The organism is Streptomyces sp. NPDC090798, assembly GCF_044768965.1.
GTDB lineage: Bacteria > Actinomycetota > Actinomycetes > Streptomycetales > Streptomycetaceae > Streptomyces.
This window is the reverse complement of sequence record NZ_JBIVXA010000047.1, coordinates 1-23,948: the sequence shown is the minus strand read 5'-3', so window position 1 is coordinate 23,948 and position 23,948 is coordinate 1. Positions and strand designations below refer to the sequence as shown.

Below are 23,948 nucleotides of genomic sequence, written 5' to 3'. Positions count from 1 at the left end.
GGTGGGGCGGGTTGTTTGTTTTTTGTTCCCGCGGGGGGGGGGGGGGGCGGCCCTGTGGGCGGCCGGGGGGGGCGGGGGCCCATTTAGCCGGGGGGGGGGGGGGCCCGGGGGGCCCCCCCCCCGCTCCGGCGGAACGTAGTAGAGGAATTCTGCTCCTCCGTACGGGGCCGGCCAGTCGCAGGACGGGGTATCAGCGGAGCCAGTAACCCCCCAGCCCGTTGGTGAGTTCATAGCGGGTAATCACCCCGAGATCCACCGCGAGCTTCTTCTCTTCAACTCGCAGCCGGATTCAAGGAGTTCGAGGAGGGCCCTCTCGACGGTGAGTGATGTTGTGTTTACCGTGGGTGGAGAAGTGTGCTGGGGGTGCGCTGGCGTCGGGGGGGCGGGATGCAACGCAGGGACCGGTTTCGGCAGATTGTCAGCGAGTTCGGAGCGACTTGTAGGCAGGCGTTGCTGCATGGGCAGAAGGAAGCCGCAATCCGTCGCGCTGTGGAGACGCTCCTGATGGAGTCTGCTCGAGCCCTGGGCATAGAGGCTTTCCTCCACGCCGAGGTGGCCATCGGTGCCTACCGGATCCGCCCCGACCTGGCGGTGCGGATCGGGGAGTTGCCACGCAACATCGTCGGCTACATCGAGCTGAAAAGCCCCGACAACAGCGTGATCCATCCTGGTGGGCTCAACCAGCGGGACCGCCGCCAGTGGGAGGGAATGGCGAAACTGCCCAATTTGATCTACACCAACGGCCAGACATGGATCATGTACCGCTCGGGCCGACAGTACGGCGAGACTATCCATCTGGAAGGCGATCTGCGCACGGCCGGTACCCGCTTGCGGCTGCCGGCCGCCAGTGAGGCCGCCTTCGAAGCGATGCTGAGGGCGTTCTTCGGCTGGCAGCCGCAGCCGCTGACCTCGATGCGGGAGGTGGTCGCCCAGGTCGCCCCGCTGTGCACCCTCTTGCGCGATGCCGTCCACGACCGCCTGGATGCCGAAGCCGTCCTCCCTCGCCACCAGCGGCCCTTCACCGACCTGGCCTCCACTCTTGAGGTCGATCTCTTCCCGACCACGGACGACCGGGACAAGGCAGCCGCCTTCGCCGATCGCTACGCACAGTCCGTCACCTTCGCCCTCCTCCTCGCCGCCTCGGACACCGCCGACGGCGACCGCGACGGCGACGCCGGTGCCCTGGCCGGGATGAGCCTGCACGAGGTCGGCCGCCGGCTGGGGGCGGAGCACTCCGTCATGGGCCGCGCCCTGCAGATCCTCACCGATCAGGTCGAGGGAGAGTTCCGCGACAGCCTTGACATGCTCGTCAGGGTCATCGACGCCATCGACTGGAGCAGCGTTCAAGCCGGCGAACCCAGCTTCCATGTCCACCTCTACGAGCACTTCTTGCAGGAATACGACGCCGACCTGCGCAAGGACTCCGGCACCTATTACACTCCGGCCCCCCTGGTGACGGAGATGATCCGCCTCGTCGACGAGGTGCTGGCCACCACGCTGGAGTGCCCGGACGGCTTCGCCGACCCCGGTGTGTCCATCATCGACCCGGCCATGGGCACCGGCACCTTCCTCACCGGCGTCATCGACCTCGTCGCCCGCAAACGCGCAGCAGGCGGCAACGAGGGCTTCCGCGCCGAATCGGTTCAGGAACTCGCCGGTCGGCTAATCGGCTTCGAACGACAGATGGGCGCCTTCGCCGTCGCCCAGATGCGCGTCGGTCAGATGCTGCGCCTCCTCAACGCCCAGGTGAGGCTGCGCGATATGCGCCTGCATCTGGCAGACACCCTCGCCGACCCCTGGCGGCCCAGCCAACTCTTCGACCGCTACGGCGCCTTGTGGGGCCCCTTACGCGATAATGCCGAAGCCGCCAGCACCGTCCAACGCAACGAGCGCATCACCGTGGTCATCGGCAACCCGCCCCACCGCGAACAGGCCGAAGGCCAAGGAGGATGGATCGAAAACGGCTCACCCGGCCGCGGCGACCCGCCCCTGGACGACTTCCGACTACGCGGCGCAACAGGCGTGTACGAGAACAAACTGAAAAGCCTGTGCACCTACTTCTGGCGCTGGGCCACCCACAAAGTCTTCGACCAGCACGACGACCACCGCCACGGCATCATCTGTTTCGTCAGCACTGGCGGCTTCATCCGCAGCGCCGCGTTCCAGGGCATGCGCGCCTACCTACGGCGCACCTGCACCGAGGGATGGATCATCGATCTCACCCCGGAAACCAAAAGGCCCCCCATCAACAGCCGCTTCTTCCCTGGAGTACAGCAGGAATTAGTCATCGCCATTTTTGCCCGCCGACGGGGCGAGCGCCATGACGAACTGGCGCCGGTCCACTACACAGCCGTCCACGGGCCCCGCCAGGACAAAGAACAGCAACTGCATCACCTACACATCAGCGGCCCCGGCTGGCACACCTCCCGCCCCATTGCACCCGCCCCTTTCACACCGGCACCCCGCAGCGGCTGGGACACCTTCCCCGCCCTCACCGACCTCATGCCCTGGTGCAAACCAGGAATCAAAACGAATCGGAACTGGGTCCTCAGCCCTTCCCAAGACGTCCTGCGTCGACGCTGGGACCGCCTCACTCGAGAACGCGACCTCGCCACCAAGAAGGCGCTGTTCAAAGAAACCCGCGACCGCACCCTCGACAAACAAGCCCTCCAGATCCCCAGCCGCACCCATCCAGCAGCCCTCCTGCGCGATGAACGTGGCCCCTGCCCTGCGCCCGTGCGCATCGCCCGCAGAGCCCTGGACCGCCAGTGGCTCATACCCGACGGACGTGTCATCGACTTTGCCCGCCCCGAACTGTGGCACGCCCACATCGACGGCCAAATCTTCGTCGTGGAACAGCACGCTCAGCGCCTGCAGACCGGCCCGGCGCTGCTGTTCACCGCCCTCATCCCCGACATGCACTACTTCAACGGAAACGGCGGCCGCATCCTTCCGCTCCTGCACGCCGACCACACCCCCAATATCACCCCAGGCCTGCAAAGCCACCTCGCCAACTCCTATGGCCTCCCAGAAGTGAGCCCCGACGACCTGCTGGCCTACATCGCCGCGGTTACCGCCCACCCGGCCTTCACCGAGCGCTACGCGGACGACCTCAACTCCCTCGGCGTGCGCATCCCCCTGACTGCCGACCGCGCCCTGTGGCGGGAGGCTCTTTGCATCGGACGGCACATCGTGTGGGCCTCCACCCTCGGCACACGCTGTATCGACGCCGCCGACGGCCGCCCGGCAGGTACATCCAGCCAGTGGACACAGATCCATCCCCAGATCACGTATGCCCGACGAGTCGATCCGGGCGGGCTCCCCTCCACCGCGATCTATGACCCCGAACGGGAGCACCTCGTTATCGGGGGTGGCATCTTCACCGGCGTCACGCCCCGCATGCGCGACTACACCACCGGCGGCCGCAACGTCCTCGACAGCTGGCTCGGTTACCGCAGCAACCGCACCGCCGGCAAGGTGACCAGCGAGCTCGACCACGAGCGCCCCGAGCACTGGGAACCCCAGTGGAGCCGAGAACTTATCGAAGTCCTCGCCGTACTGCACCACCTCACCGCCCTGGAAGCACAGCAAGCAGAGTTGCTGGGGCGCGTTGTCGCTGCCCCTCTCATCGACGTCCGTGAACTGACGCGACGCCAGATCCTCCCTGCACCCGAGCGCGCCAAGCGCGCCCACACCGGTCCGGGCGCCGCCATTTTGCCCGGCATGGAAACAGTCGACGGCCAACCGCCCGGCCCGGTCGACCCTCTGTTACTCGCGGACGACCCCCCAGGCACCACGCTGCCCAAGCCCCATTCGCCCGCGCGGCCCACCCCACGCACTCGCCGCCGGGGCGGCCCGGCCTGACCGGTGGCGAGGCAGCCCGAGCAGATCGAGGCCGCTCTGGACAAGGCGTCCGCCGCCATCGCCGACTCCCTCGACCTGCCTGCTGCGGCCTGAACCGGATTCCATCAACGGAGGCGACCAAGGCCACTACTCGCGGCCCCAGCTCCACAGCCGCGCTATGGCCTCAAACACGAAGACCGTGCCCCGCGTTCCGCACAATCCGGCGCCGCGCACGACGCGGTCATCGTGACCGAGGCCGACATCTACTCGATCGACGCGGCCAAGCGCGTGCGCGACTTCATCAAGGCCAAGGGCTCCAAGGGCCTCGGCAACCCTGAGCTGTCCCTGCGCGGCGTCATCATCAACGCCTTCAACGAACAGACCGTCCGGCAGAGCGAGCAGCGCCACTCGGTACACCGGATCTTCGGGGACCTGGTGTGGGACCCGATCGTGAAGTTCCGCGAGGCACTGGCGACGGGCAACAACAAGGCCATCCCGCTCACGGAGTCCCGCTTCGCCGAGAGCCGCGCCACCTACGAACTGCTCACCCAGACCTTCCTGAAGGAGATCCCGCTCCCGTGACACCGCAGCGCACCCGTACTGCCGACGGCGACGACCCGCAGTTGCCGGACGACGACGAGGACATCAAGGTCGGCGACGAGGTCAAGCCGGGCACGAAGAAGCGCGCCGCCGCACTCCGACCAGCCGCAAGGAGCTGGGCCTTCCGCCCCGCAAGCGGGGCCGCCCCACCGGACCTACCCGCGTCATGATGAACGTGCGCGTCCTACTGGAGACCGACGAACTGGTGACCGACATTGGCGAGGCGCTCGGCTTGGGCCCGCAGGACGTCGCCGACGCGGCGATCGCCTGCTACGCGCAGCACCTGCGGCGTACCGGGAAGCTGTCCAAGGTCTCCGAGAAGACGGACCAGAAGCACTCCGAGGCTTCCTGAACCACCCCCGTTCCGAGCGGCTCCGTGGCGTTGTCCACGGGGCCGTTCGGCGTTTCCTGGCGCCTTGTCAGTGGCTCTCGGTACAGCATCGAGCGGCTGACGCCGAGATTGGCGGGCGACCTACGTCGCCTCGGCGCCACCGGCGACGGGGCCCGGCTCGCCTACGCAGCCTTGGGCATGGCCGAGGTTTCTGCGACAGGACGCTTGCGTTCCTCAAGGAACTGAGCAACACGCATCTGGTACAGCTCCCGGTTGAGTTCGGTGTCGCTCATTCCGACGACCCTTGCCCACATCGCGTACCAGGGTTGGCGACGCTGCTCGGGCACGTCGCATGCGTTCAGGAAGGCGGTGAACTGTGCGAGCGTGTAGGGCAGGGTCTTGCGGGTGATGATCCGGTGAGCGGTACTGTGCGGCAATATGCCGAGGCCGCCAGCACGACGCTCCATGGTCTCCATCGACGGTGCCCCTGATCGCTCGTACAACTCGACGAGTACGGCGGCCAAGTCGGCCTCCGTGCGCACGAGCGCGAGCACCGGAGGTTCGGGACGGCGAGGCATCGTCTTCTGCCGCTGCTCGTACCGGGCTTTGCGCCAGAGGTCCTTCGCCTTCTTCGTGGCGTGTTCCAGCTCGGCGTCGGTCTCGCGCAGCGGGCTCGTAGCGCGCACAAAGGCGGCCACGACCTCCCAACTCGGGACGGTCATGCCGCCGGCCGCGGCACGTTGAAGGGTCTGGCGGCTGAAGAGTTCGGACTGCTCGGCCAACTCCTCGTACGTCCAGTCACCCAAAGCGCGGCGCCTGCGGAGGAACGCAGCAAGCTGCGCGTTCGTCCTGAGTTCCCGGCTGATCGGCTTCTCGGGGCGCCCAGCCCGTCCCCGCTTCACTGCGCGGCTCCGAGTACTGCCCGCAGGATCTTCAGGAGCCGCTTGCCGGACCTGGCGTGGGAAATCGCGATCGTGACAGCGCCGATGAGACTGGCCCCCAGCAGCAGCTGAAGGATCGCCAGCAACGCCATGCCGGTGTAGGCGAGGGTCGCGGCCGTCAATACGAGAACGATGATCACGGCTGCTTCGGCGGCTCCGAACCGGTGCGAAGCCTCGGAGGCGGGCACGTCTGCCGGAGTCGGCTCAACTGCCGTTTGCTTTTGGTGGTGATGGGGATTGCGGGGCATGATGCCTCTCTTATGCGAGCCGCCCGGCAAATCCGTAGATTCGCCGGACGGCTTGTCCGCTACTGGGTCCAACTGGCTGATCGCCACGGGCGGTTGGCGCCACCCGGAAGTCAGAAGGCCTAGTGAAGCGGTATTGGTGCACGGTCATCCACGCCCAAACCTGCTCGCGCTCAAGAGTCTCGCTTTAGTGTGCTAAGAGCGTGTAGTGCCTGGTCAGCGAAACGCGATCAAGGAATTTTGGATGTCTTGTTGCGACGAACCGGGATGATTGCGCATCCACATCCAATGTGCGTTTGCGTAGGGGCTCTCCAAGTTGCGATGCTCGCCGTACGGATGGCACCTCTACACAAACAGGGGTGTCACCCATGCCTCTTCGCTACTGGGTCCAACCACAGCTGAAGCGAGGCAACCGCAGGTCATGTTGGCGCATGCCTGCAAGAAGGGGCCGGGCCTGCTTGCAGGACCGGCCCCTCTTTTGATTCGTTTCCGGGCCCTTGACGGTCTCACCCGCGCGGCGGCAGCAGGCTGCAGTCCAGGGTGCGCAGCCCCGACCCCTCAGCCAGGTGCCACGGCACGATCATCCACAGGCCGTCAGTAGTTGCGTATCAACTCGCCCTACGGAGTCCCCGGAATGCCGTGACCGAGGACCCGCCGGCCTTTCCGCTCGACGACGGCCTGGTCCTCGTCGTCGTTGTCCAGGTGCCGGTCCACCTCGACGCGTTCGACGGGCAGAAGCCGCGGAGCGCCCTCCGTCGTCGTGCTCCTGGTGGTGCTCGGGCCGGTGCCGAGAGGGCGTCGCATGGTGCTCACGAGGGGGAGCTTCCCACGCGCGCACAGGGGGCGCCGCGACCGGTCACGTCGCGCTGGTTACCTGTCCCCTGGTGTCCGAGGAGGAGCCGGGGGCCGAAACCGGGACTCAAGGGGCGGTGTCCCCCGACGCGTGCCGGGCCGGGCCACGGCGATACGGGTTCGCGTCGGGGGATGCCGACCGGAGCGGGGGTCTGGGGGCCGGCGAAGGCCCCCAGCGGCCACCGGGGTTACGCCCCGTCGTCCAACTCCCCCGCGACCAGGTCGCGCGCCACGAGTTCGTCGCTGCTGATTGACGGGACCAGCCGCCCCACGTTCTCGTGCTTGCCCGGCACCAGCTCGCGGATCCGGCAGCCGGTCGGCGCCCCACTCAGCCCGGATCCACCGGCTTGACGCCTGTGGATAGTTTCTCCGGAAACGAGGAAGTGCCTTGTGACCTGCGATGATGGGGTTTCTCTAGGACCACATCAGGCACGATCGGCAAGGCACTTCCAGATGCAATCCTCCCATGCCGCGGCGGCGGTCTCATCCGCGTTCGATGATCCGAACCTGATCGCGTACGGCGGGCTGGAGCCGGTGATGCGCCTTGGCCGAGCGGTGTGGTCTGCCGGCTCTGGCCGACGAGCTCATCGGGCTGCCGCGCTCGAAGGACGGCACCGGCGCCTTCCCTGCGGCGAAGCTGATGTCGCTGGTGGGCGGCATGGTCGCGGGCGCCGACAGCATCGATGACATGGACCGGCTGCGGCACGGCGCGACGGGCCGCCTGTTCGCCGGGGTGCGCGCCCCGTCCACGCTGGGCAGCTTCCTGCGCTCCTTCACGCACGGGCATGTGAAGCAACTGCACGCCGTTGCCCGCCGGTTGATTCCCCGTCTCACTGCGCACACCCCGCTGCTGCCCGGCGCGGACCAGGTCGCCTACGTGGACATCGACGACACCATCCGTCGCACCTACGGCTACGCCAAGCAGGGCACCGGATACGGATACAGCAAGGTCAAGGGCCTCAACGCACTGCTCGGGATCGTCTCCACACCACTGGCCGCACCAGTGATCGCCGCCACCAGGCTGCGCAAGGGGCCCACCAACTCCGCACGCGGGGCGGCCGCGTTCGTCGCCGAGACCATCCGCACCGCCCACGCCTGCGGCGCGAGCGGTCTCCTCGTGGTGCGGGCCGACTCCGCGTTCTACGGCGCCGACGTGGTGAGCACCTGCCGGTCCCTCGACGCCCGCTTCTCGATCACGGTACGGATGAACGCCTCCGTCAAGAAGGCCATCGCGGGCATCGACGAAGGCACCTGGACGGCGATCAAGTACCCCAAGGCGGTCTGGGACGAGGAGGGCCAGTGCTGGATCTCCGACGCCGAGATAGCCGAGACCACCTACGCCGCCTTCACCTCCAAGCCGAAGAAGCAGCAGGTCACCGCCCGGCTGATCGTGCGACGGGTCAAACGGATCAACCCCGACAGCCTGCCCGCCGGGCAGGGCACCCTCTTCGACACCTGGCGTTACCACGCCGCGTTCACCGACTCCCCGCTCTCCCTCAAAGACGCTGAGCGTGATCACAGGCGGCACGCTGTCGTGGAACAAGTCATCGCGGACGTCAAGAACAGCGCCTTCGCGCACGCCCCGTCCGGCAACTTCCAGGCCAACGCCGCCTGGCTCACCCTCGCAGCCCTTGCGCACAACCTGACCCGCGCCGCCGGCACTCTGGCCGGTGCATTCCACGCCAGGGCGGCCACCGCCACGATCCGCGACCACCTGATCAACGTGCCTACCCGCCTGGCCCGCTCGGCCCGCCGCCTCACCCTCCACCTGCCCGAACGCTGGCCCTGGGAAGGCGACTTCACACAGCTGTTCACGGCCGTGCACGCGCCACCGCCGTCCGCCTGACCCTCCTTGACCGAGCCGCCCGAACGGGCCCGAGACCTGTGGACATGTGGAAGAGCTGGGCAGACCAGCGGATACTCCCTGCCCGAACCCGCAGATCAGCCGCCAGACCACTCGAATACACCCGAAGCGATCACTCCGAAATCAAGCCGGTGGATCCGGGTTCAGCGGCAGCGTTTGTCGACGAGTTTTAGGCTCTGGCACAGATCTTGGGGAGTGGTCACGGAGGGTGACCGCTGCGTTCGATTGCGATCCGTCGATCGAGCGTGAGACCGCGTACGCCTTCCTGCCTTGCGACACGGGGTGACGCTCCGTCAGCTCTGCGCTCGACCTCTCCGGTGACCGCAACGAGCGGTGACGGTGCTAGCCATGTAGGCCGACGCAACGTTCTGGGACTCGCTCGTGTTTCGACGGAATCGACGACGTGGACATCGAAGCGGTGACCGCCGCCTTCGGCACGGTCGACGTCACGGCCAGAGGCCGGGCAGCCGGAGCAGCATGTCCGGACTGCGGCCGCTCCTCGAACCGAGTGCACGACTCCTACCAGCGCAAACTGAAGGATCTGCCGCTCGCTGAACAGAGTGTCGTCATCCATCTGACGGTCCGGTGCTTCATCTGCAGCACGGACAACTGCCCACGTCGCACGTTCGCCGAGCCGTTCGCTCAGTTGACCGCCCCGTACGCACGCTTCACCACGCGGCTGGGCCACGTGCTAGAGCGGGTCGGGCTCGCACTCGCCGGACGGGCAGGCGCCCGGCTGACAGCCCACCTGGGCGTGCAGGTAGGACGCATGACCCTGCTGCGCAAGGTCGTGGTCTGTGGCGGTTGGCACTCCGCTGACCTGCGGGGATGTATCGATCCGCTGGTGGCTAGGGCCATCGCGGGTCGCGGGACTGGCTGTCGGCACGGTGATTTGGAGACGCTGGCAGGACGCGGGGACCGGAAAAGTGTCCTCGAGGGGGCCGGTGCGTGCGGAGTGGGTCTGCTGTGGGGCGCAAGGTCTCCCTGGCCCTGTGGCAGGGCCCCGCCGCTCCTGGTGGGTGCGGCGGGGCCCTGGTGTCGGTGGTGGGGTCAGTTCAGTGCGCCGACCTCGGTTGCCGAGAGGGTCCGTGGGTAGACGTGGAGGTCGGCCACGGAGCCGGGGAAGGCCAGGTAGGGGCTGGTGGCTGCTGCGCTGTTGACGCAGCCGCCGATGGTCAGGGGCATGGAGGAGTCGTACTGGGGGCTGAGGTTGGTGGCGGTCCCCATCAGGGTGCCGTTTTGGTAGAGGGCCATCGAGCCGGTGCCGGACTTTCCGGCGATGGGTGCCCGGTAGGCGGCGACGAGGTGGGTCCAGGTGCCGATGGGGCCGGTGTTGGGATCTCCTTCTGCGGTGGGGAAGTCGGAGTTCTCGTCGTTGGTGGTGGTGGTCTGGAACATCCAGGCTTTGCTGGGCTTGTCGTAGGAGAGGTAGAACGCCTGGTGTTGGGTGGTGCCCTGGCAGACGGCGGTGGTGCCGAGTGCTGAGTTGATCTTCACCCAGGCTGAGACCGTGTAGTCGCTGAGTGTGTTCACCGCGCTCTGCTTGCTCTTGAGGAAGCCGGTGTTCCCGTCGAAGGAGACGCTGCCGGGCATCCCGCTCGGTGCGTCGGTGCCGAAGGTGGCGCTGCCGGAAGCGGTGAACGGGTTGAGGGCGGCGGTATCGGTCCCGCCGGTGGCGAGCTTCCACTCGTCCTCGGGCATCCCGTTGCCCCAGCCCATGGGAACGATCACGCTGCCGGTACTGGCCTGGCTCGCCTGCATCGCGTAGGGGTAGGTGTGGACGTCTGCCACGGAGCCGGGGAAGGCGGCGTACGGCGTGGTCGCGTCGACGCTGTTGACGCAGCCGCCGATGGTCAGGGGCATGGACGAGTCGTACTGCGGGGTGAGGTTGGTGGCCGTCCCCATCAGGGTGCCGTTCTGGTAGAGCGACATCACGCCCGTGCTGGAGTCGCCGTCGACGGGGGCCGTGTAGGTGACCAGGAGATGCGCCCAGGTGCCCACGGCGGCGGTGTTGCTGTCTCCCTCTGCGGTGGGGAAGCCGGCGCCGGCGTCGTTAGTGGTCGTGGTCTGGAACATCCAGCCCTTGTTGCCGCTGTCGTAGCCGATGTAGAGGGCCTGGTGCTGGCTGGTGCCCTGGCAGATCGCGGTGGCGCCGACATCCGAGTTGATCTTCACCCAGGCGGAGATGGTGTAGTCACCGGAGGTGTTGACGGTGGTGTGGTCGCTCTCCAGGAATCCGGTGCTGCCGTCGAAGGACGCCGCACCGGCGCCGGCGTTGACCGCGTCCGGGCCGTCGGAGCTGAAGGTCGCGCTGCCGACCGTGGTGAGCGGGTTGTCTGCGTTGCTGTCGGTGCCGTCGGTGGCCAGTTCCCAGTCGTCTTCGGGGGTGTCGCTGCCGGCGGCGAGCGGGACGATCAGGTTCGGCGCGATGCCGACCACGGTGTTGGTGTCGTGGAGGTACTGGCTGGCCAGGTCGGTGTAGTAGGCGTTGGAGGGGTTGCCGCCTGAGAGGTCGGCAGCTTTCACGGTCGTGCCGTCCATGGAGACCGCGGCGGCGAAGTCGATGACCTGGGTGGGAAAGCTCTCGAGCAGGTAGCTGTTCACCTGCTTGCGCGCGGCCTCCTGGGTTCCTGTGCCCGGGTGGGCGGCGGTGAACGGCGGGATGGTGGCGAGGTAGACGGCGATATTCGAGTTCTGGGTGACCCCGGTCTGGCTGTCGTCGCTGCAGTACGAGCTCAGCTGGCTGTTGAGGGAGGCCAGTCCGTCCTCCACGTTGGTGGCACAGGTGTTGGCGTCGCTGGTGCAGTTGAGCAGGTCGGCGGCGCCGGTGGAGACGAGGACGGTGCGCACGTTGCCCTGGGCCAGCACGTTGCGGTCCAGGGGATTGAGCGCGCTGGCCGGGGCAGTGCTGTTGGTGATCTGGGGCAGCAGGTTGTTGCTCAGGCTGGTGCTGTTGGTGCCGGCGTTGAGGACGCCGTAGTCCACGGAGTTGTCCCCGTTGGTATCACTGACCAGGGCGTTGGTGATGGCGTCGCTGAGGTGGTACGGGCTGTTGCTGCTGCCTGCGGTATCACCGTTGATGCTCTGGTCGCCATAGAGGACCAGCGAGCCGGTGGGGGTGGAGGTGGGGGTCGTGACGTCGATACCGGCGAGGTAAGGCAGACCGGTGTAGGTGGTCTGCGTGTAGTTGGTGGCGGCGGTGTCGCCGGTGTGGTTGGCGGCGTCACTGCCGGCCCAGACGGGGGTCTGGGCCACGGCGTGGCCAGGCATCGCGGACATCGAGCCGTGCACCTGCAGGCTGACCAGGACGGTCGCCTGCTGCGTGACAGGCAGGGTCACCGGGTTGCTGGTGACGTCACCACCCGCCGGGATGGTGACGGAGGGGGAGGAGGAGGTGCCGAAGTTCAGCGAGATCGGGGCCGTTGCCGCGGTGGCGCCGCCCGCGGTGGTGTCCTGCAGCGCGACGGAGGCCGCGTCGAAGGTCACCGGGGCGGTGCCCATGGCGTTGGACAGGTGGATGCGTACGCCGTTGCCGTCGTCGGCACCGAGACTGACATGCGCCGGGATACGGAGCGTCTGCCCCCCGTTGATGACGGCGGCACTGCCGCTGGACAGCTGCACCTTGGCGGTGTCCTGAACCGAGGCCCAGGTCCCGACCCAGTGCTGGGGGCTTGATCCGCCTGTGAGGGTCATCGGCCGCAGGCCGAGCCCGAGGACGTGCAGGGTGGGCTGGCCTGCCTGGACGCCGTTGGTGAACAACGGCAGGGAGATGCTGCTGATGACCGAGCCGGGGCATTGCAGCGGGACGCTGATGGCATAGATCTTCGGGCCGGAGGTCGGGCTGGTCTGCGTGTTGTTGCTGTGGTTCTCGTGGACCAGGCTGAGCGAGGCCGCGGAGGCCGGGCCGGAGAGCCAGTCGGGCACGGTGTCCAGTTGATAGGGCTGATCGACTGGGTTGTTTTGGTCCACACAGTTGTTCTTGGCGTAGGTGATGGTGCCACCGGTGCCCTTGGCGGCGCTGCCGGTGGCGAAGGCGAGGAAAACCAGGGCGTCGCCGGTGTTCACGACTCCGCTGCCCGGCAGGGTGATGGTCTGGCCGGAGGCCAGCATGTTGTCGTACGTGCCGGTGCCGAACTTCGGCAGTGTGACGGTGGCGCCGTCGACGGTGACCGTCTTGTTGCTCTGCCAGCCCGACGTGCTCGTCAGGTCGGATGAGTTGATGCTGTTGCCGGAGCCGTCGGCGTCCGCTGTGCTGGTTGTGGTGGTGAAGGTGCTGGTGGCGGTGTTGTTCAGGCAACTGGTCGTATCGTTGATCGCGCAGGTCAGTGCCGGGCCGAGGCGCAGTACGTCGATGCCGGCCTGGTAGCCGGTCGAGCTCGGGTTCTTGCCGCTCAGGGTCAGGGTGAGGGTGTGTACGCCCTGTTTGAGGATGAGCAGTTGCCCGCTTGTGTCCTTGGGGATGCCGAGGTTGAGGAACTGGGTGGTGGTGTAGGAGTTGTAGGCGTCGAAGCCGCTGATCAGGGTGGACTGGGTGCTCTGGCCCGCATCCAAGACCAGGCCGTAGATCCCGTAGTCCTTGCCCTTGGTCAGGTTCGCGCCGAAGCTCCAGGGGCCGTCCTTGGGGACGTCGAAGCTGAAGGTGGCGCTGTCACCGCTGACGACCTTCGAGGTGGTGCTCTTGTTGCCGAGCATGGCCTGGTAGCCGTCGGCGAACTCGTAGCCGCTGAAGGCCGCCTGGCTGACCAGCTGGCCGCCGGTGCTGGTGGTCGTCGCCTTGGGCACGGCGGTGGTCGTGCCGTCGCTGTTGGTCGCCGTCCAGCCGCTGATCATCTTGTCGCCGTAGGCGTACGTCGGGGTGCTGGTCCCGGCGTAGAAGACGTAGGACGTCTGGGAGAGAGACGTCGAGCCGGCCTGGTCCACTGCCTTGGCATACAGCGTGTGAGGTCCGGCCGAGCCGGGGGCGAAGGTGGGGGAGGCGCTGCCGTTGAGGACCGAGGTGCCGGTGCCGGGCCCGTTGTCGGACGTGGCGTAGTAGATGTTGCCCTTTGTGATTTTCGTGCTGGCTGTCAAATGGATGACGCCGCTGCTGGTGTACACCGTGCTGCCGAGTGTGGCGTCCAGGGAGAACAGGTAGCCGGTGATGTTGTTGGTGTGGTTGTTGCCCAGGACGAAGGTGCCCTGGTCGCCGAAGGCGGCGCCGATCTGCTTGGCGGGGAACTGACTGGAGGTCACCGTGGGGGACGGCGGGGCGCTGGTGTCCACGGTGAAGGTCTGGGTCTTGGTCCAGATGCCAGAGCCGGGGCCGACCCAGTACCCGGCGGCGTTCTGCGCGGTGGCCTTCCAGGTGTAGGTGCCGTCCGGCAGCTTCGGGGTTGTCCAGTCGCTGCCGTTGGTGTTGTACCGTGCGCGCTTTTTGGAGTCGAGGTTGGGGCCGAAGCCCTGACCCACCAGGGTGCCTGAGGAGTTGTAGACGCTGTAGTCGATGCGCACCAGCTCGCTGCCGCCGGCCAGGTCGGGGTCGACCGCGCGGGCGGACAGCGTCGGGGTGTTGGTGGTGGTCATCGTCTTGCCCGAGCTGACGATGGACGGCTTGATGGCGGGGGTGCCGCTGCCGTTCTTGAGCTTGGGCCGGTAGCTGTAGGTGACCGACAAGGTGGCGCCACCACCGTAGGCGAGCTGCTTCCACTGGTAGGGGTCGTTCATGTCGGGCGACTGCACCATCAGCGTCATGCTGCTCCAGCTGCCGCCCGCCGCGCTCTGGGCCCGGGAGGTGACGTCGAACTCCAGCGACGGCGGGCTGACCGAGGAGTTGGAACCATCCGTGACCGGGCAGGTGCCGGCCTCGTGGCTCTTCGGGTTGGTGCCGAGTGCGCCGGTGCGCCCGACGGGCTCATGCCCCCAGTACAGCGAGGAGGAGTTCCATCCTGCTGGGCGATCGGTGCCGTAGACGGCGGCCGGGGTGTCATCACAGGAGGCAGCGGAGAGCTGCTTCACGTACAGCGAGGCGTGGCTGACCACGGCGCCTTTGATGCCGCTGGTGTTGATCTGGTAGTAAGTGCGGGCGCGTTCGCCGTTGCCCGGGGTGTTGTTGTCCCACCCCTCCCGGGCGTTGGTTCCTCCGCTGGTGGAGGTCGAGTTGTAGACGTTCCACCCATTGTCGGAGATCCGGGCCCAGTCCAGCTGGGAGGGCCTGCCGCTCCACTCAGGGTCCACGTAGACCGGGTAGGTGGTGGTTTCGGCGGTGAGCAGGGACGTGTCCAGGCCGAGCAGCTGCTTGCCGTGCTTGAGGGCCACATGGACCCGGGCACGGTGCTTGCCGACCTTGGCCGCCGCGGCGTGCTCGGCCCGCGCGGCCGAGACGGTCGCCGTGCGGACGCCGGCCGTGCCCCCCGTCTTCTGGCCGGCGCTGTCCCACATCAGCGCCGTGTCGCTATGGAACACCGTCTGGCCGGTGCGCTTGTCGGTGGCCTGCGCACCGCCGTTCGAGGTGGCGGCCAGCTTGAGGTTGGCCGAGGTGGTGTTCCACGCGAGGCTTTGCAGCCGCGGATCCGCTGCGGCCTTGGGGGTCTTGACCACCAGGATCGAGGAGTAACCGGAGGCGTCCGCGGTCAGCTGGAGGTCGACCCCGGGCAGCACCTCCGGATAGGTGGCGGTGTCTTTAGAGATCACCGGTTCGGGGAGTGCGCCCGGCCAGGAAAAGCCCAGCTTGTCGGCTCCGTCGCGCATGGTGACCAGCGTGCTGGAGCCGCCGCCGGAGAAGGCCACGTGCGTGACGGCGGCCTTGGGCGCCCAGGTCCCGTCCGGCTGCCGTACCAGGGTGGTGTCGATGGGGACCCATTTCCCTTGCTGCTGCACACGCTGCGGCATCGAGGTATCGGTCCGGGTGAAGGTGCCGTCCGGGTTGGCCACCACCTGGGTCCCGGTGCCGGTGAGCTGGTCGATGGTCACCGGCTGGCCGGTCGCCTTCGCCTGCGCGGACGCCGACTCCGTGGGGTTGAGGCGCCTGGCCGCGGACTGGGCGCGGTCGCTCGGCGAGGTGGCCTGGTGTGAGGGGGCCGACGCGTCGGATGCGGCGTGGGCCGGCGCCGTAGCGGCCAGTGATCCGGCAGCCAGGGCCGTGACGACGGCGGCGGCGATGGGTCTCGACGTGGGGCGTCTGGACGCGCGCACGGTTTTGCGAGAAGCGGACATCGAGGTTGGGGTCCTTCGCAGGTTCATGCGGTTCCCCCCGTGGGCTCCGCGCCGCTGTGCATTCTGTGTGGCTGGTGTGTGCGGGGTCCATCGTCAATGGACTGCCAAGTGCCCATCTGTAGATCGTTTTTGACGCATTGAGGTCAACTTGCGTTCCAGTTTGGGCGATTCCTTTGTTCTTCCTGTGGAGATACTTTGCGTATTGGATCGACTTCAAGCCGTAGCGTGATCGTCCGCGGGGGGCTTGATCGATGTGTGCCTCCCTTTTGACGTGCACTCAAATCGCCGATGTTGCGGGGAACTTGGGCGGTTCGGGGCTGGGGAGGGGACGCACAGCATGGCGCGAATTTCGGGGTGGAGACGCGGTCGGGCGGCCTGGGCTGCCCGGAGAGTTCGTCGCACGGCCGTGGTGATGGCCGGTGCCTTGGTGATGGGCCTGCTGCCCGCCAGCGTGGTCGCGGCGGCCACGCCGACGAGCCAGAACCTGGCGGCTCCTGCCGCTCCGCACGACAAGCTGGTCCCCTTCACTCGCGCCACGCCCAAGCGAGGGCCCTCTCCCAAACCGTTGAAGCACTTCGACCCCAGAGGGCACACGAAGCTCCCCGCGCCGGGCAGCGCCGTGGTGACCCTGCCCGACGTGGCTGCCTCCGCGAGCCTGAGCGCCAAGGCGACTCAGGTACGGGCCGGAAACCTGCCCGTCCTGCTCGGTACTGGTGCGGGTTCGCAGCCCCGGTCAGCCGCCGTCAACCGGTCGCAGCGAGTGCGGGTGACGATGCTGGACCAGAAAGCCGCGCGCTCTGCAGGTGTCCACGGTGTCCTGTTCACGCTGCAACGCACCAGCCCGGGGAGCGGGAAGGTGGCGCTGCGGGTGGACGACTCGTCCTTCCGCTACGCCTTCGGCGGCGACTTCGCCTCCCGTCTCCACCTGGTCGAGCTGCCCGCCTGCGCGCTGACTACGCCGCAACTGGCGAAGTGTCAGGCGCAGACTCCTGTGCACACGACCTCCGGTGCGCCGCTGTCCGCCCAGGTCTTGGTGCCGGGTTTCCCCACTGCCTCCGGCACGGTGATCTCTCCTCGCTCGGCAACGGCTGTGTCGAACACGATGGTTGTCATGGCAGCGGCTGCAGGGACCTCCGGCTCATCCGGTGACTACTCGGCGACCAGTCTGTCGCCAGGCGGCTCCTGGTCGACCTCGGGGAACACCGGCTCGTTCACCTACAGCTACCCGATCGTAGTGCCGCCGGCGATCGGCGGAGCGGCCCCGAATGTGGACCTGTCGTACAGCTCCGCCAGCCAGGACGCGCGCACCGAGGGGACCAACAACCAGTCCTCGTGGCTGGGTGACGGCTGGAGCTCGACGGACAACTACGTCGAGCGCACCTACAAGTCGTGCACCGACGACTCCTCGTCCGGCGCGCCGAAGGACGACGGCGACGAGTGCTGGGCGGGCCAGATCCTGACCCTGTCGCTGAACGGCACGTCCACCGACATCGTCTATGACGACGCGACCAAGACCTTCCGTCCCGCCGACGACAACTCCACCACCAAGATCGAGAACCTGAGCAACGGTACGAACGGCACCAAGAACGGGGAGTACTTCAAGGTCACCGAAGGCGGGGTGCAGTACTTCTTCGGCCTCAACCGCCTGCCGGGCTGGTCCAGCGGCAAGGACGAGACGAAGTCCGTGTGGACCGAGCCGGTGTACCACGCGCACAGCGGCGTTTCCGACTGCCCGGACAGCACCGACTTCGCCTCCACCTCCTGCACGCTGGGCTACCGGTTCAACCTGGACTACGCCGTGGACCTGCACGGCAACGCCACCGCCTGGTACTACACGCCGGAGACCGGCTACTACGGCGCGGACCTGAAGGACACCGCGGTGTCCTACACTCGCGGCGGCGCCCTGTCCCGCATCGACTACGGCATGACCTCATCGACCATCTACTCGGGTACGGCGCCGGAGCAGATCGTGTTCGACGCCTCCGCCGAACGCTGCATCGCCGGCATGCCCTCCGGCAACACCTGCGCGGACAGCCAGTTCACAACCGCCAACGCCGCGTACTGGCCGGATGTGCCGGTCGACCTCAACTGCACCAAGGACTCCACCACCTGCACCAATCACGGCCCGAGCTTTTGGTCGCGCAAGCGCCTGACGTCGATCACCACCCAGATCCAGACGGGCGGCGTGACCAAGCAGGTTGACAAGTACAGCTTCATCCAATCCTTCCCCGACGGCGGCGACCACGCCCCCACCCTGTGGCTGGACTCCATCCAGCACACCGGCCTGGACACTCTCGGCGGTGCATCGGGCAGCATTTCCACGCCGGCGGTGAACTTCGACCCGCCGCTGCAGCTGTCCAACCGGGTCGGAACCATCCCGCAGATGCCGCTGATGTACCACGACCGCATCCAGACGGTCACCAGCGAGACCGGCGCCCAGACCACCGTCACCTACGACCGGCCCAACTGCTCCAGCGCCCCGGCCAGTGACCCCAACGACCCGACGGACGCCGCCGCCAAGACCTTCGCGTCCACCAACACGCTGTCGTGCTTCCCGGTGTACTGGACGCCTTACGGGCAGCCGGCGCCGATGATGGACTGGTTCTACAAGTACAAGGTCACCGCCGTCGTCACCGAAGATAAGCACAACTCCTACCAGGACGGCACCGAGCCCAAGCTGGAGACGGACTACGCCTACAAGGGCAACCCGGGCTGGCACTACGACGACAACGAGGTCGTCAAGGCCAAGTACCGCACCTGGGGCCAGTTCCGGGGCTACCCGGAGGTGGACGTCACCAGCGGTGACCCCACTGTGTTCCACAAGACAGACGGCGCCCAGGTCTACGACCAGAAGACCCTGAGCAAGACCTACTACTTCCTGGGCATGAACGACGACACCCTGCCCGGCGGGAAGACCCGCTCGGTGCCGGCGCTGACCAGCCAGGACGGCGCGACCTCCGTCGCCGACGACAAGGCGCTGGCCGGGCAGGTCTTCGAGACCGACGCCTACGCCAGCGCCACCGGAAGCCTGAACACAGCCACCGTCACCGTCCCCACGATCATCGGGCCCACGGCATCCCGGTCCCGCAGCGGCCTGCCGGACCTCACCGGGCAGATGGTCCGGACCGCCAAAAGCCTCACCCGGCAGGCGGTCTCCTCAGGCTGGCGCAAGACCGAGACCGACACCTTCTACAACACCACCCAGGGCAAGCCGACCACCGGCATGCCCGTGCAGATCGACGACCGCGGCGAGACCACAGACAGCAACAACGTCACCAAGTGCGCCTACACCCGCTACCTCACCGGCAGCGTGGACACCCTGGTTGTGCCGGCCGAGATCATCACCACCAGCCAGGACTGTTCCGCTGCTGGAGCAACTCCCGGCGGCACGCTGATCTCAGACGTCCGCACGTCCTACGACAGCAACGCCTTCGCCTACGACGGGGACGGCCAGCAGAACCCAGCGCTTCCCACGACAGGTGACGTCACCCTGGTCCAGAAGGCGTCCGCTGCCACCGGCGCCACCGCGACCGCGTTCGTCGACGAGGCGGCGACCACCTACGACGGCTACGGCCGCAGCACACTGACCACACGCACACCCCACTCCACCGCCCCCAACGGCACCAGCCTGTCGCAGAGCACCGCCACCGGCTACACCCCGGCCACGGGAGAACTCCCGACCACCGTCGTCACCGCCACCCAGGTCACCCCCGGAGCCACCTGCACCACCACCACGACCAGCTCCAAGGACTGCCACGTCGCCAGCAGCACCATAGACCCCGCCCGAGCCGCGCCCACCGCCACCACCGACGCGGCCGGCAAGCTCACCTCACTCACCTATGACGCGCTCGGCCGCCGCGCGGGGGTATGGCTGCCCAACGAGAGTAAGGTCAACGGCGCACCGGCGAACACGACCTACACCTACAACCTGTCCCAGACGGGCCCCTCGGTCATCGCCACCAACACCCTGCTGGACAACGGCAGCTACGCGACCAGCGAAACGCTGTACGACGCCATGCTGCGCCCCCTGCAGACGCAGGCGACCGGGGAGAACTCGACCACCACGGTCAGCGACATCCAGTACGACTCGCACGGCTGGACCGTTGTCACCAACAACGCCTACAACCTCGCTGGCAACCCCAGCAGCAGCCTAGACACCATCTCCCAGGTAACCATCCCCGACGCCACCGTCACCGACCACGACGGACTCGGCCGCGCAGACCTGGTCACCGAGCAGCACAACGGCCTCAAGACCTGGGCGACGACCACCGCCTATACCGGAGACAAGACCACCGTCCTGCCTCCCAAGGGCGGCGTCGCCACCACCACGGTCGTCAACGCACGCGGCCAGAGCACCGAACTCGACCAGTACACGGCCGCCCCCACCCTCTCCGGCACCGCGGCTACCGGGTTCACCGCCACCGGCGGCACCCCCTCACCTACCACCTACACCTACACCGCCGCAGGCCAGCAGCACCAGGTCACCGGCCCCGACCACGCCGTGTGGACATCCGACTACGACCTGCTCGGACGCAAGACGTCCCAGAACGACCCGGACGCGGGCAGCAGCGGCTACGGATACGACGACGCCGGAAACCTCGTATCCACCAAGGATGCCAAGCAGGTCGAAGTTGACTACACCTACGACCTGCTGGGCCGCAAACTCACCGGTAGCGACAAGGCGAAGTCCAACTTCCAGTTCGCCTCCTGGCTGTACGACACGAAGCGCATCGGCTACCTGACCTCCTCGACCCGCTACGTCCAGGGCACCACCGGCGGCTACACGATCGCCGCCACCGGCTACACCGCCCTCGGCAAGCCGACCGGCACGACGATCACCCTGCCGGCCTCCGAGACGCCGCTGCCGTCGACCTACACGACCACCTACACCTACACCACCAACGACCAACTGCTCGCCACGCAGACAGACCCAAGTACCAAGGGGCTGAACAGCGAGGTCATCAGCTACGACCGCGACGCGCTGGGCAACCCGAACATCACCAAGAGCAGCGCGAACACCTATGTCAGCTTGACCGTCTACACGCCCTTCGGTGCGCTGTCCCAGGTCACCCAGGGTGCCTCGACCAACCCGGCCACGACCACCTACGACTACGACGCCCAGACCCTCCGACTGACCGACCGTGTGATCAAACGGACCCAGGCGCCCGGCCCGGTAGTCGATGACACCAGGTACGCCTACGACGCCTCCGGCAATCCGACCTCCACCACCGACCTGCAGTCGGAGACCGGCAACACCGTCACCGACCAGCAGTGCTACAGCTACGACGCCCTGGACCGGCTCACGGATGCCTGGACCGGCAACAACTGCACTGTCAACCCGCCCACGGTCAGCACCCTCACCACAACGGCGGGCTCCTACTGGCAGTCCTTCAGCTACGACGCCGTGGGCGACCGCCAGCAGAGCGTCGACCACGCTGTCGGCAGCTCCGGCACCAATGTCACCACCACCTACGCCAACGGATGCACCGCCAGCTGCAACTCGACCGGCGCCCAGCCTCACACTCTCACCGCCACCACCGGCGGTACCAACCCTACGACCTTCGGTTACGACGAAGACGGCAACCTGCACACCCGCACCCCCACGACCGGACCCGGCCAGAGTCTGACCTGGGATGACGAAGGCCACCTGGCCCAGGTGGACACCAGCGGCTCCAGCCCCACGACCACCAAGTACCTGTACGACGCCGACGGCAACCAGCTCATCCGCCGCGACCCCGGCCAGACCACCCTCTTCGCCGGCGACACCGAGATCGTCGTCAACACCAGCGTCACCCCCAACGTCCTCCTCGGCGCCGTCCGCACCTACACCCACGGCGGCGCCGGAACCCCCGTGGCCGTCCGCTCCAGCCTCGCGAACGGTGGAGTGAAGTACCTCTTCAACGACCCCAACGGCACCGCGACCCTCTCGATGGACACCACCACCCAGCAGGTCGCCCGCCAGCAGAACACCCCCTACGGCCAGCCACGAACCAGCGCCAACACCACCACCTGGCCCGACCCCACCCACTCCTACCTCGGCAAACCCCAGGACACCACCACCGGCTACACCGACGTCGGCGCCCGCAAATACGACCCCACCCTGGGCCGCTTCATCAGCGCCGACCCCGTCTTCGACGCCACCAGCCCCCAGCAACTCGGCGGCTACACCTACGCCGCCGACAACCCCATGGCCAACAGCGACCCCACCGGCCTGTGGCTCGACGACGGAACCGGCCACAACGAACCCCGCAGCGATGGTCCCTCCGGACCGACCAGCCCCACCCCTGGAATCCCGGCAGGCGGAACAGGCGCAGGCGGCTGCTACTACACATGCGACTACGGCAGCACAACCAGCAACACGAGCGACACATCCGCGAACTCCAAGGACTGCTGGCCGGTCTATTCCTGCGGGGGTCTGCCGTCCTACAAGTTCGACATGGGGGACGGCAGCAAGTCCCCGAAGGTGACGCCTTTCGCGAAGAGGATCGTAAAAGCCCTCAAGGGATACTGGAAATACCTCAACAAGGGCACCTGCACGGAGGAGCAAAACCGCCTACAGGAGGCATGTTCACCGATTGGTGACAGCTTCCAGATAGGGCCTCTGGGAGAAGAGGGAGCTCCCGTAGGTGAAGGGGTCCTCGAGGGTCCATTCTGGTCGCCGACCGAATACAACGGCCAGCGCATCTATCAGCGGGATGATCTGGTGAATCCGGACTATTTTTCACCCGCGGACAAGTTCGGTCGAAGCAATCTCAAGAGAATGCAGCAGGGGCTGGCCCCGATGGGTCCGGACGACAAGCCGCTGAACCTTCATCACATGCTCCAGACGCAGGACGGGCCGATCGCTGAGGTGACGCACTCGATGCACTTTGGGAACTACAATCAGCTGCACTGGAAGGCAGGCACCAGGATCCCCAGTGGAATCGATCGAGATGCCTTCAACGCCTGGAAATCCCAGTACTGGAAGGACCGAGCGGCAGGATTTGGTGGATGATGAACGCTGTCGAGGCGAGTGAGCGACTGATCGAGCTGGTTCGCGGGAACGATGACATCGCGAACCATGCCGACGGCTGTGACGCGGGGACGATGGCCGCCGCCGAGAGTGATCTGGGTGTGGCCTTTCCTCCCTCGTACCGCCGTCTGATCGAAGAGTTCGGGACCTGGGATATTGCTGGTGAGGAATTCCTTGGCGTCTATCAGACGCCTGTGATGGGGCTGAAACTGTTGGGTTCCGTAGCGGAAACTCTGGATGCTCGCAGCCAATATGGAATGCCATCCGATCTGATCGTTGCGATGTTCGATGGAATGGGTGGCCTGGTCGTTCTCGATTCCTCTCGTGTGGATCAGAAAGGCGAGTACCCCGTCCTCGTCTGGAATCCCGGAGTTGTGGGCCGCAAGAGCATGGAGAGGCTCGGGGATGATTTCGGGTCCTTCGCATTCGACCTGTGTCAGCGGGCCGTAACGCGCTGGCGGGAGTCTGACTGAAGCTGAAAGCCAGGTGAAAAGCGAGAAGCCTCGCCAGAGTTATCTGGCGAGGCGTCTGCGCTTCTTGACGGCAACGCTGACGGCAACGTCAGCGGACGGTGGCTGTGACGGGTGGGTCGTCGGTGCCGGTTCGGTTGAGGGTGACACCAAGGGTGCCGATGGCCTTGTAGGTGGCCGAGAACCACGTCCGTGCTGGTCACGCGGCATGTTGGTACTCGCGGAGGGTGCCGCCGAGGCGGTCGCGTCTGCGGACGTCGAGATGGATGAGTCGGTCGGATTCGAGTGGTTCCGGGAGCGGGCGCAGGGGTGCGGCGGCTGCGAGGGTCCGGTGGGGGCGGTGCTGGTTGAAGAACGTTTCGTACTCGTGCAGGGCGTGCAGCAGTTGGGTCTGGATCCAGATCAGGGTGCGGTCGAGGAGTTCGGTTCTGCACGAGCGGATCCAGCGCTCCATGATCGCGTTCATGCGGGGCATCCTTACCCCGGTCCGCACGACCTCGATGCCTTCGTCCGCCAGGACAGCGTCGAAGCCCGCTGGGTAGCGGACGTCGCGGTCCCGGATCAGGTACTTGATCTTCGCTCCGGTGTCCTGGACGTCC

General features: G+C 67.0%; 12 protein-coding genes and 1 pseudogene. 8 read left to right on the top strand and 5 right to left on the bottom strand.

Going from position 1 to position 23,948, the window contains the following annotated elements; translation table 11 throughout:
* The first annotated feature begins 387 nt into the window (after positions 1 to 387).
* The 4 genes from ACIQTP_RS46665 (at position 388) to ACIQTP_RS46650 (ending at position 4,795) form a co-directional block, all read left to right on the top strand.
* The gene (locus ACIQTP_RS46665; RefSeq protein WP_403412269.1) at positions 388 to 3,864 is read left to right on the top strand and encodes a type ISP restriction/modification enzyme; all 3,477 of its coding nucleotides are present in this window, start codon (positions 388 to 390) and stop codon (positions 3,862 to 3,864) included.
* 225 nt (positions 3,865 to 4,089) lie between these two features.
* Positions 4,090 to 4,425, top strand: a complete 336-nt coding sequence (locus ACIQTP_RS46660) for a hypothetical protein (RefSeq protein WP_403412266.1) — start codon at positions 4,090 to 4,092, stop codon at positions 4,423 to 4,425.
* Positions 4,422 to 4,613, top strand: a complete 192-nt coding sequence (locus tag ACIQTP_RS46655; RefSeq protein WP_403412263.1) for a hypothetical protein — start codon at positions 4,422 to 4,424, stop codon at positions 4,611 to 4,613. Before ACIQTP_RS46660 ends, ACIQTP_RS46655 begins: the two co-directional genes overlap by 4 nt.
* A gap of 5 nt (positions 4,614 to 4,618) precedes the next feature.
* The gene (locus ACIQTP_RS46650) at positions 4,619 to 4,795 is read left to right on the top strand and encodes a hypothetical protein (protein WP_403412260.1); all 177 of its coding nucleotides are present in this window, start codon (positions 4,619 to 4,621) and stop codon (positions 4,793 to 4,795) included.
* A 161-nt stretch (positions 4,796 to 4,956) separates the two neighbouring features.
* Here the strand turns inward: ACIQTP_RS46650 and ACIQTP_RS46645 are convergent, their stop codons facing one another.
* From ACIQTP_RS46645 to ACIQTP_RS46635, 3 genes are all read right to left on the bottom strand, one after another.
* A complete protein-coding gene (locus ACIQTP_RS46645) occupies positions 4,957 to 5,676 on the bottom strand; it encodes a helix-turn-helix domain-containing protein (RefSeq protein WP_403412258.1) in 720 nt (239 codons plus the stop codon).
* On the bottom strand, positions 5,673 to 6,050 hold the full coding sequence (locus tag ACIQTP_RS46640) for a hypothetical protein (protein WP_403412256.1): 378 nt from the start codon (positions 6,048 to 6,050) through the stop codon (positions 5,673 to 5,675). The genes ACIQTP_RS46645 and ACIQTP_RS46640 overlap by 4 nt, the downstream gene beginning before the upstream one ends.
* 528 nt (positions 6,051 to 6,578) lie before the next feature.
* Positions 6,579 to 6,773 carry a hypothetical protein gene (locus ACIQTP_RS46635; protein ID WP_403412254.1) on the bottom strand — a complete coding sequence of 65 codons (195 nt, stop codon included), beginning with the start codon at positions 6,771 to 6,773 and terminating at the stop codon, positions 6,579 to 6,581.
* 492 nt (positions 6,774 to 7,265) lie between these two features.
* Between ACIQTP_RS46635 and ACIQTP_RS46630 the strand changes: the two are divergent.
* Together ACIQTP_RS46630 and ACIQTP_RS46625 are read left to right on the top strand one after the other, a co-directional pair.
* Positions 7,266 to 8,658: pseudogene (locus ACIQTP_RS46630) on the top strand (IS1380 family transposase).
* 421 nt (positions 8,659 to 9,079) lie between these two features.
* The gene (locus tag ACIQTP_RS46625; protein WP_403412252.1) at positions 9,080 to 9,772 is read left to right on the top strand and encodes a transposase family protein; all 693 of its coding nucleotides are present in this window, start codon (positions 9,080 to 9,082) and stop codon (positions 9,770 to 9,772) included.
* Here the strand turns inward: ACIQTP_RS46625 and ACIQTP_RS46620 are convergent.
* Complete coding sequence (locus ACIQTP_RS46620) at positions 9,727 to 15,867, bottom strand: LamG-like jellyroll fold domain-containing protein (protein ID WP_403412249.1); 6,141 nt, start codon at positions 15,865 to 15,867, stop codon at positions 9,727 to 9,729. The genes ACIQTP_RS46625 and ACIQTP_RS46620 overlap by 46 nt on opposite strands.
* A gap of 412 nt (positions 15,868 to 16,279) precedes the next feature.
* Here ACIQTP_RS46620 and ACIQTP_RS46615 point away from each other — a divergent pair, with 412 nt between their 5' ends.
* Positions 16,280 to 22,861: an HNH/ENDO VII family nuclease gene (locus ACIQTP_RS46615; protein ID WP_403412246.1), complete on the top strand. Its 6,582-nt coding sequence runs from the start codon at positions 16,280 to 16,282 to the stop codon at positions 22,859 to 22,861.
* Positions 22,858 to 23,352, top strand: a complete 495-nt coding sequence (locus ACIQTP_RS46610; protein WP_403412243.1) for an SMI1/KNR4 family protein — start codon at positions 22,858 to 22,860, stop codon at positions 23,350 to 23,352. The genes ACIQTP_RS46615 and ACIQTP_RS46610 overlap by 4 nt, the downstream gene beginning before the upstream one ends.
* Positions 23,353 to 23,548: 196 nt before the next feature.
* On the opposite strand, the gene ACIQTP_RS46605 is transcribed toward ACIQTP_RS46610, so the two are convergent.
* The coding region (locus ACIQTP_RS46605) for an integrase core domain-containing protein (RefSeq protein ID WP_403412240.1) at positions 23,549 to 23,948 on the bottom strand (400 nt) is incomplete at its 5' end.

Coding starts and splice junctions, on each gene's coding strand:
- ACIQTP_RS46620 (WP_403412249.1), bottom strand. CDS start 15,867: ATGTCCGCTTCTCGCAAAACCGTGCGCGCGTCCAGACGCCCCACGTCG.
- ACIQTP_RS46665 (WP_403412269.1), top strand. CDS start 388: ATGCAACGCAGGGACCGGTTTCGGCAGATTGTCAGCGAGTTCGGAGCG.
- ACIQTP_RS46615 (WP_403412246.1), top strand. CDS start 16,280: ATGGCCGGTGCCTTGGTGATGGGCCTGCTGCCCGCCAGCGTGGTCGCG.
- ACIQTP_RS46610 (WP_403412243.1), top strand. CDS start 22,858: ATGATGAACGCTGTCGAGGCGAGTGAGCGACTGATCGAGCTGGTTCGC.